Annotated in this window: 6 protein-coding genes; 1 reads left to right on the top strand and 5 read right to left on the bottom strand. The window is 68.8% G+C overall.

The genetic code is table 11. The features are described from left to right. Nucleotides 1-46 precede the first annotated feature (46 nt). Entirely contained in the window at nt 47-1,276 is a 1,230-nt protein-coding gene (locus ACFWSK_RS25960; protein ID WP_383790691.1) for a chloride channel protein, read from the bottom strand. A 679-nt stretch (nt 1,277-1,955) separates the two neighbouring features. Between ACFWSK_RS25960 and ACFWSK_RS25955 the strand changes: the two genes are divergently transcribed. Beyond that, a complete protein-coding gene (locus ACFWSK_RS25955; RefSeq protein WP_383790688.1) occupies nt 1,956-3,566 on the top strand; it encodes a right-handed parallel beta-helix repeat-containing protein in 1,611 nt (536 codons plus the stop codon). Here ACFWSK_RS25955 and ACFWSK_RS25950 read toward each other — a convergent pair. The 4 genes from ACFWSK_RS25950 to ACFWSK_RS25935 form a co-directional block, all read right to left on the bottom strand. Further along, the gene (locus ACFWSK_RS25950; protein WP_383790685.1) at nt 3,503-4,933 is read right to left on the bottom strand and encodes a UDP-glucose dehydrogenase family protein; all 1,431 of its coding nucleotides are present in this window, start codon (nt 4,931-4,933) and stop codon (nt 3,503-3,505) included. The genes ACFWSK_RS25955 and ACFWSK_RS25950 overlap by 64 nt on opposite strands. Before the next feature lie 42 nt (nt 4,934-4,975). Continuing rightward, nucleotides 4,976-5,998: a UDP-glucose 4-epimerase GalE gene (gene galE, locus ACFWSK_RS25945; RefSeq protein WP_383790682.1), complete on the bottom strand. Its 1,023-nt coding sequence runs from the start codon at nt 5,996-5,998 to the stop codon at nt 4,976-4,978. A gap of 110 nt (nt 5,999-6,108) precedes the next feature. Continuing rightward, the gene (locus ACFWSK_RS25940; RefSeq protein WP_383790679.1) at nt 6,109-7,983 is read right to left on the bottom strand and encodes a glycosyltransferase family 2 protein; all 1,875 of its coding nucleotides are present in this window, start codon (nt 7,981-7,983) and stop codon (nt 6,109-6,111) included. Between the two features lie 334 nt (nt 7,984-8,317). Next, the gene (locus tag ACFWSK_RS25935; protein WP_383790676.1) at nt 8,318-9,379 is read right to left on the bottom strand and encodes a UDP-glucuronic acid decarboxylase family protein; all 1,062 of its coding nucleotides are present in this window, start codon (nt 9,377-9,379) and stop codon (nt 8,318-8,320) included. Nucleotides 9,380-9,501 lie beyond the last annotated feature (122 nt).

Genomic DNA, 9,501 nt, shown 5'->3' with positions numbered 1-9,501 from the left:
CCCCTTTTTTCTGGTTGTTCTTTTGGGCGCTCCCTCCCCGCTGTTGTCAGATTTCCCCCCCTCTCCCCCCCGCCACCGGGGGGGGGGGGGCGGGGGGGCGCGCCCCCCCCCCCCCCACGGCTGGAATGAGGCCCAGACCTGGCAGGGGGGCCAGCAGGGCTCCGGCAGCCGCTCCGAGGAAGAGGGCGGGGAATACGGGGCCACCGCGCAGGCTGCCCAGGCAGAGGGTGTAAGCCGCCCCTTTCAGCAACAGGACGGCGACCAGCGCGCCCACGCCCCACGCGTGCGGATCGGCCGCCAGCCGGCCCAGGGTGGCCTGCCCCGACAAGGCGACGTCTGCGGGGGTACGGCCGGTGATCAGGGAGTAGAGGGCTGCGCAGGCCGCGGCTGCCACGGCGCACAGGACGGTGCGGGGGATCACGCCGGCCGAAACGTATGCGGCGATGCGTTGGGCGGCCGCCAGTGCCGGGTGCAGGAGGACAGCGATGCCGAGGGCGACGGGGATCGTCCACAGCACGTCCGCAGCATCCAGAGGTGGGAAGGGCGTGGGCAGTTCGAGGCCGAGGCTGCCTGTCTGCAGTCCGGTCCAGCGTCCGAAGCCGGTGAAGACCAGTGCCCCGATTCCGCTCGACAGCAGGGCGGGCAGCATGACCGCGAACAGCTGCGGCCCGCCGACCCCCGCCACCTCGATCAGGAGCACCGCGGCGATCAGCGGGTTGCCGAAGATCGCCGCGATGGCCGCCGCGGCGCCGGCGGCGCCCAGCAGCACGGTGGCCTGCGGGGTCGCCGGAGCCCGTGCGAGGCCACCGAAGAGCAGGGCCAGGCCGCCACCCAGCGCGATCAGCGGTGCCTCCGGTCCCAGAACGGCGCCGAAGGGCAGGCTCGCGGCTGCTGCGAGCAGGATGCCCGGCAGCGTGGCCGGCGTGGAGCCGCCGGTGTGGAGGCCGGACGCGGGGATGTGCCCGCCGGCTCCCGGCAGACGTGCGGCGACCAGCCCGACGCCCAGTCCGGCGACCAGAAGCAGGGGAAGCGGCCACCACCACGGCGGGGCGTCCCAGCCCAACGCGTGCGGAAGGTCCACCCACAAGAGGTGTTCCCCTTTGTGCAGCCCGACGAGGAACCAGAACGCTACAAGCGAGACCGGGATGCCGATGAGGGCGGAGAACGACAGCACCTTGAGATAGCCGGGAGCGCGGAGTATGTCACGCAGCCGGTCCGCCTCCTGGGGCTGCTGCTCACGGCCGGGGTCCGAGGGTTGGGCACTGGGCTCCGTCATGGATGTCCTTCTTCCTTGCCCATGGCCGGGATGCTTGGGGACAGCGCCGAGGGGCGGTGTGGGCGGCGCCGCGAAGGGCCTCACCGACCGCGTGCGCGCCGGACGGCTGAGCCCTCGCTCCTGATGATCCGCCCGGTCGGCCCGCTTCGCCGCCGGGAGCTCTGCGGCGGCGGGTCCCGGCCCCAGGTGCGAGGCTTCGAGGGCGACGGTGCCGCAGAGTGGGCGGCGCGGCCGGCGGTGGCCGGACCCGGCTCGAACCGGTCGCTGTCGACGAAGCGGGTTCGAGGTGAGCGGCGAAACCGTCGACGTGCAGCGGTCTCGGCCAACTGCTCCTCACCATCCCCCGCAGGCGGTGACATCATCTGACGACCGCATCGGGAGGCAGGTCAGGAAGTCCTGTGCTCCCGGGCCGCCTTGCGCCGTACTGGTCATCTTTCACGCCTCAGTGCCATGGCACATGTGAACAGGCACGCCCCGTCTGGCAGGCTCCTGCGACGCGGCGACTCGTACTCATCCTCGCGTCGACAAAGCCGTCCAAGGCATCACGGGACCAGACAGTCAGGGAGCGAGTGTGTCGATTCGGAGCGCAACGAGCGGGACGGGCGGGCTGTCCGCGGGAATGACGGGAGCGCCGTCTTCCTGCCCCTCGCGTCGCTGCGTCGCGGCGGCCGGAGCCGCGGTGGCGGTGCTGTTCCTGTTCGGATGCGAGATGCCCGAGCCGTACGCCCCGCCGGCCAAGAACTCCGAAGGCGGGTACACGTATTACGTCAGCCCGGACGGCGATGACGGCGAGGACGGTCTCTCACCCTCTGGTGCCTGGCGGTCGCTGAAGAAGGCCGATTCGATGAAGTTCCGGCCCGGGGACCGGCTCCGCCTCAAAGGCGGTGCCCGGTTCCGGGGTGACCTGAAGCTCAGTGCGGGCGAGGCGGGCAACGCGAAGTCCCCAGTGGTGATCGACTCGTACGGGACAGGGCGCGCCACCATCGCAGCCGCCGGTGAATCGGGGATCTCCATCCACAACACGGCCGGTGTCGAGATCCGTGACCTCACACTGGTCGGCGACACCGCGTCGTTCAAGAAACGGGCCGGGATCAGTTTCTTCGCCGACGCGCGGAGCCGGAAGAAGCTGGACCACATCACGGTGTCCGGTGTCGAGGTGTCCCGTTTCCGTACGGGCATCGGCATGGGTGCGGCACCGCGCACACCCGGCTTCCGAGATGTGCGGATCAGCGACACGACCGTCCGCGACAACAAGGACGCGGGCCTGTCGACGTACGGCGCCGCGTTCGACGCCGAGGAACCGACGTACGCGCACGAGCGGGTGACCCTGTCGCGGGTCAAGGCGTATGGCAACGACGGCGACCCGAAGGCACACCGTCGTAACACCGGCAGTGGCATCGTCCTGGGCAGTATCCGTAACGGCAGGGTCTATCAGTCCGTCGCGCACGACAACGGGGCGAAGTCGTCCGTGAAGGCCGTGGAGGGGCCGGAGGGGATCTGGGCCTACGATTCGACCGCGCTGGTCATCGAGAACAACATCTCCTACGCGAACCGCACAGGGTCCCGTTCGGACGGCGGCGGTTTCGGCCTGGACAACAACGTGTCCTCGTCGGTGCTCCAGTACAACCTGTCCTACCGCAACGACGGTCCCGGATACCTCGTCTATTCGGCGGCGGACAACAGGGCGCAGAAGGACAACACCGTCCGCTTCAACTTCAGCGGGGACGACGCCCGGAAGTTGTCCCTGTACGGAGGGATCGTCGCGTACGGCACACGGATCAGCGGCCTGGACATCTACCACAACACCGTGGTGCAGAAGGCGAACGGTGTGGTGAAGGCGCCGGCTCTGCGGCTGCAGGAGGGGCTGACAGGGGCTGTGGTGCGCAACAACATCTTCGTGACCGATGGATCGGCGCTGGTGGAGTCCTCATCGGCCTACGAGCCGGCGGAGGTCCGATTCCAGGGCAACACGTACTTCAGTTCGGGGGACTGGTCGGTGGAGTGGGGTCAGGGCACCTATGACCGTCTGGGTCTGTGGCGCGCGGCGGCCGACCAGGAGCGGCTAGGTTCCAAGGGAACGGGCACGGACAAGGACCCCTGCCTCGAGGGGCTGGCGGTCCCGATCACGGATGTGGACGGGACCGCCGCGATGGTGCCGGAATGCTCCGCTGGTGTGGCGGGTGCGGTGGATCTGAAGGCGCTGGGCGTCGACCCGGGCCCCGTGGACTACTTCGGTACGAGGCTCAGGGAGTCGGTGGCGGGTGCGGCCCAGCCAGGGCCGGCCGCCTGAGGAATCGTGACGCGTGCCGGCGGGCCGGGGACGACGGCGGTTACGGGTGCGGGTGCGGGGCGTCCGAGTGCGCGGACCTTCCATCCGGCGGAGCGCCACCGTTCGGTGTCGAGCGTGTTGCGTGCGTCGAGAATCGTCCGCGTCCGCACTACGCCTGCCAGTACCGCGGGGTCGAGCTCGCGGTACTGACGCCACTCCGTCAGGTGCAGCACGGCGGAGGCTCCCTGGCACGCGGTCATCGGATCGGTGGTGTAGTGCAGGGCGGGGAGAACGGCGTGGGCGTTCTCGATACCTTCAGGGTCGTGGACCCATACGTCACCGCCCTCCTGGTGGATCGCTGCCGCGACGGCGAGTGAGGGCGAGTCCCTTACGTCGTCGCTGTCCGGCTTGAACGTCGCCCCCAGTACGGCGATGCGGCGCCCTGTGAACGAGCCGCCGACCAGGTCCCGGGCGGCGTCGACGGTCCGGCGGCGCTGACGGGTGTTGATCTCGTCGATCTCCCGCAGGAAGGCCACCGCGCGGTCCACGCCGAGTTCCCGGGCGCGCGCGGTGAAGGCCCGGATGTCCTTGGGGAGACATCCACCGCCGAAGCCGAGACCGGCGGAGAGGAAGCGCCGTCCGATACGCGTGTCGTGGCCGATGGCATCGGCCAGCGTGACCACATCGGCTCCGGCCGCGTCGCACACTTCGGCCATGGCGTTGATGAACGAGATCTTGGTCGCGAGGAACGAGTTCGCCGCCACCTTGACGAGCTCCGCCGTGGCCGGGTCCGTACTGATGTAGGGCACGCCGGCCCGCAGCATCGGCGCGTACACCTCACGAAGCATCGCGTCCGCGCGGGCCGAGAGGACCCCCGCCACGAGCCGGTCCGGGTGGAGGGTGTCCTGGACGGCGAAGCCCTCCCGGAGGAATTCGGGGTTCCAGGCGATCTCGAAGTCGCCGCGGTCGGGAACGAGCTCCCTCATCCGGGCGACGAGCCGTGCTGTCGTCCCGACCGGGACGGTGGATTTGCCCACGACCAGGCTGCCGTCGCGCAGCCAGGGTGCCAGGCCGTCGATGACGGCGTCGACATACCGCAGGTCCGCGGCGTGCGAGTCGCGCTGCTGCGGGGTGCCCACACACACGAAGTGGAGCTCGCCGAACTCCGCCGCCTCGCGGAGTGAGTCGGTGAACCGCAACCGCCCGGACTGGACGTTCCTGGTGAGTACGTCGTGCAGACCTGGCTCGAAGAAGGGTGGTCGGCCCTCGGCCAGAGCCTTGATCTTCTCCGCGTCCACGTCGACGCCGAGCACCTCGTGTCCGATGTCGGCCATGCACGCAGCGTGCACTGCTCCGAGGTACCCCGTACCGATGACGGTCAACCGCATGCTGTTTCTCCTGTCAGAGGGATGGGGGAGGGCTGTGCCGGGTCAGGCCGGGTAGCCCGAGGGGTTCAGTTCCTGGAATCGCCACGCGTCACGGCAGATCGTGCCGAGATCACGCGTCGTGGCCCAGTTCCAGGCGCGGGCCACGGCGCTCGGGTCGGCGACGAGCGCGGCTACGTCGCCCGGCCGCCTTGCCGCGATCCGATAGGGAATGGGCGTGCCGCACGCGTCTGAGAACGCCGCGACGAGCTCGAGGACGGACGTGCCCACCCCGGTGCCGAGATTGAAGACGCGCATACCGCTCTCGTCACCGAGATGTTCGAGCGCGGCCCGGTGGCCCTCGGCCACGTCCATGACATGGATGTAGTCGCGGACTCCGGTGCCGTCGACTGTCGCGTAGTCATCGCCGAAGACGTCGAGCCGCTCAAGCCTGCCGACGGCGACCTGGGCCAGGAACGGCATGACGTTGTTGGGCACTCCTCGGGGGTCCTCTCCCAGCAGCCCGCTGGGGTGAGCACCGACCGGATTGAAGTACCGCAGTGCCAGGACGTGCATGTCCGGGAGGCGGCGGCATACATCGGCCAGGACCTGCTCGCACTGCCACTTGGTCGTGGCGTACGGGTTGGTGGGCCCGGCCGGGTCGTGTTCGGTCAGCGGCACATCGGCGGCGTCGCCGTAGATCGAGCACGAGGACGAGAACACCAGTCGGTTCACCTGGTGCTCGCGCATCACGGACAGCAGCGCGGTGGTCCCCCCGACGTTGGTGTCGTAGTACTCGACGGGCTGGTGGACGGACTCGCCGACCGCCTTCTTCGCAGCGAAGTGGATCACCGCGTCGAAGGAGTGGGCGGCGAACACGGCGGACAGCGCGCGCCGGTCGCGTACGTCGGTGACGTAGGTCGCGGTGACCGGCCGGCCGGCGACCTTGGCGACACGTTCCAGAGCCTGCGGCGAGCTGTTGGAGTGGTCGTCGACCACGACCACCTCATAGCCGTGCTGGAGGAGATCGACACAGGTGTGGCTGCCGATGAAACCGGCACCGCCGGTCACCAGGACCGTTGCGGACATGGGGTACCTCATTTCGGGCTTGTCACGGATGTCGTGCGTGTCGGCGGGCCTCATGGATGCAGGGAGGCGAGGGGGCCGGCGCGGTAGGGGGTGGCGGCGCGGTACCGCGTTCACCAGCCGAGGAGGCCGGTCAGATAGACCGGGTACATCGAGATCGCCCAGGCGAGCGGCACAAGGACCACCGTGCCGGCCAGGAGGGGCGCACGTGTCGTCGACAGGACCCGGTGCACACCCACGCCGGCCGCTCTCGCCGTCTCGGCCAGATGCAGCCAGGTGACCGCCAGGGTGACCACCGCGTAGGACACGGCGCCCACGAGGCACAGGAACACGTAGCCCGCCGCGGGCCCGGTGAGCTCACCGATGATGGCAGCGCCGGTCAGGACGGAGGTGATGACGAGGTGGGGTGCCAGAAGGCGCAGCGGCAGGGGTTCCAGTGCGTCGCGGTTCTTCGGAGTGACCTTGAAATCAACCGTCCCGGGGCGCAGCTTCTGCAATACGGCCGCGGCCACCCCCCAGGCGACGAACGGCCAACGGGACAGGCTGAAGAGCCAGTTCTCCCAGCTCAGTACCGGTGCATCGGACGGGCGCAGCAGTCCTTTGCGGCGCATCATCAGGGCAAGGAGCACCATCCATACCGACATGGCCCAGAAGTGCCCGAGGAACTCGAAGTAGTTCACCCTGATCCAGGGCAGTCCGGTGACAGCCGCTACCGGGGGAAGTGCGAGCCCGACCGTCGACGTCAGCGCGAGAAGCGGGTAGAACGCCAGCGCGAGGAGGAACCGCACGCGCAACCACCCCGACATGCGCCCCAGATGGTGGGGAAGCAGGCCGATCAGCATCACCGCCAGGCTCCGCGACCACTGGAACTCCTGGGTCGCCATCGCGGCGAAGGTGATCGGCCCGTCGCCGTGCGCCCGCGCGTCGATGGCGAACGCTCCCTGCCAGCCTGCCGAGTTGAGGAGGAACGCGGTGGAGAAGTCCTCTGCCAGATCCGGCCCGATTCCGCCGATGTCCCGCAGCGCACGGGTGCGAACCGCGTAGTGGGAGCCGATGCAGACCGGAGCGAGTCCGCCGTTGTGTCCGAGCTGGACCGCTCCATGGAACAGTGCTTCCCTGTGCAGGCGCCCTCGTGCCGACCATGAGGACGCGGCGTTGGCGTCGCACACACTCGGGGCGGCCACGTAGCCGATCGCGGAATCGGCGAACGGACGGATCACTTCGCTCAGATAGGTCGGGTGGGGCACGTGGTCACAGTCGAGCTGAGCGACGACGTCGTAGTCGTTGTAGCCCCAATGATCGTAGAAGAACGCGAGGTTGCCCTCCTTGCACCGTGTCCGGCGAGGCCACGTGGCCCGGTGGTAGTCCGGCCGGTCGCGCCGGCAGGACACCCGTACCCCGTTCGCCTCGCACCACAGGAGGACCTCGTCGCACGGGTCCTCGTCGCACAGCCACACGTCGTAGGCGTGCGGAAAGTCCTGCGTGAGCATGGCCAGAAGCGTTGCCCGGGCGACGTCCCACGGCTCGGAGGGCGCCCGGGTCACCACGAACGCGGCCCGCACGCGGGGCACATCGGCCTTCGGATCGAACCTGCGGACACGAAGGACCGCGACGAGGAAGTGCAGTGGCATGAGCGCGAGGTACACCAGCACAGCACTGTTCACGGCCAGCCCTGCCCAGCCGATCCTGTGCTCGGGCTGTAGCCACCACGTCCAGAACCAGACCAGACACGCCACCCAGCCCGCGGCCAGCACCACCGCCTTCGCGCGGTCGGTCCGCGACAGAGCACTCACGAAACTGGTCGCCTGTACTCGTAGCGACCGTGATGGGCGGCCGAACGCCGGCCCGTCGGGAAGAATGCGGACGACGTTCCCGTCCGACAGCTTGAGGATCTGGGCACTGAGGTCTTCGTGCGACCCCGTAGGAACGGTAGGCCGTCCGTCGGTCGCGGCCGTCTGGCCTGCGAAACCTGGCTCGGTCTGGGCCATGAGAGCGTGCTCCGGGAGTGGTTTGGCTCGGCGGCGCGAAGAGGGTTCGCGGCTGCCCTGGCGGTAGGGGATCGGCGGGAGCGGGGCCCGGGAAATCGGACGGGACCGGGACCCCGTGGGTGAGTTGCGGTGCTGCCGGAGCCACTTGAGGGGCCGGGGTACCCGGCGGACTGGAACGGACCCGCGGACCAGCAAGGAGCAGGGAGACCGGCGAGACCCGCAGAGTGGACGGGGCGGCGGGTCCGGGGCGACCGGAGCAGACCGGCAGGGAGTGCACGTTCCGGGCAGGTCCGGCAGGTTCCGTGTACGGGGAGGGGCTCGGGCGCCCCGGTCGTCAGACCGGTGCGTCGGCGGTCGCCGCCGAGGCGGACATCGTCATCGGAAGCGATCGGTTGCCTGGACCTGGCACCGCGGCTCCGTCGAGCTGGCCGCCCCTGATCGCTGCCGCGCCGGCTGCCACCTCCTCCTGGGGCCGCGAGGCGAACCACTCCACGGTCCGGCGCAACCCCTCCTCGATGTCCACGTCCGGGTACCAGCCCAGTCGCTCCTGCGCACGGGTGATCACCGGGCGGCGGCGCACCGGGTCATCGACAGGAAGCGGGAAATACCTCACGTCCGAGGTGGATCCCGTGATATCGAGAACCAGTTCAGCGAGCTCGGTGACGGTCCGCTCCACCGGATTACCCAAATTGAACGGGCCGTCCTCACTGGAATCAAGCATCGCGATGATGCCCCGGACCAGATCATCGACGAAGCAGAAACTCCGCGTCTGCTTTCCGTCCCCGTAGATCGTCAACGGCTCACCCATGAGGGCTTGCGTGATGAAACTCGACACCACGCGGCCGTCTTCCGGGCGCATACGCGGACCATACGTGTTGAAGATACGCAGGATCCCGACATCCACACCCAGAGTCCGCCGGTAGGCAACCGACATGGCCTCAGCGAATCGTTTCGCCTCGTCATAGACGCTGCGCGGACCGACAGGATTAACGTTTCCCCAGTAATCCTCCTCCTGCGGGTGGACCAGCGGATCTCCGTACACCTCACTCGTCGACGCGAGCACGAAACGCGCACCGTCGCGCAACGCCAGGCGGAGGGCGTTCTCGGTTCCCCGGCTGCCCACAGCCAGCGTCTCCAGAGGCCACCGCAGATAGTCCGGCGGTGACGCGGGGCTGGCCAGATGCGCGACGGCATCGAACCGCCCCGAGACGTCAGCGTCCACGCTGACATCGACATCGATCACCCGGAAAGCGGGATTGGATCTCAGATGCGCGACGTTCCTCGGCTCACCGGTCAAGAAATTGTCCAGGCACACGACGGAATCACCACGCCGTAGGAGCGCCTCGCACAAGTGAGATCCAAGAAAACCGCCGCCACCAGTCACAGCAACGCGCATGAGCTCTCCACGAATTCAGACAGAAACGTCAGTACCCGGAACCTTGAAGCCGGAATCCGGGAATACGCTCGGGAACGGAAGCGGTCGGGAGGGACCGCAGAAAAGAGCATAGGGACACATGC

Source organism: Streptomyces sp. NPDC058620 (assembly GCF_042717135.1).
Taxonomy (GTDB): domain Bacteria; phylum Actinomycetota; class Actinomycetes; order Streptomycetales; family Streptomycetaceae; genus Streptomyces.
This window is presented reverse-complemented; position numbering and strand designations above follow the sequence as displayed.

Coding starts and splice junctions, on each gene's coding strand:
- ACFWSK_RS25960 (WP_383790691.1), bottom strand. CDS start 1,276: ATGACGGAGCCCAGTGCCCAACCCTCGGACCCCGGCCGTGAGCAGCAG.
- ACFWSK_RS25950 (WP_383790685.1), bottom strand. CDS start 4,933: ATGCGGTTGACCGTCATCGGTACGGGGTACCTCGGAGCAGTGCACGCT.
- galE (WP_383790682.1), bottom strand. CDS start 5,998: ATGTCCGCAACGGTCCTGGTGACCGGCGGTGCCGGTTTCATCGGCAGC.
- ACFWSK_RS25940 (WP_383790679.1), bottom strand. CDS start 7,983: ATGGCCCAGACCGAGCCAGGTTTCGCAGGCCAGACGGCCGCGACCGAC.
- ACFWSK_RS25935 (WP_383790676.1), bottom strand. CDS start 9,379: ATGCGCGTTGCTGTGACTGGTGGCGGCGGTTTTCTTGGATCTCACTTG.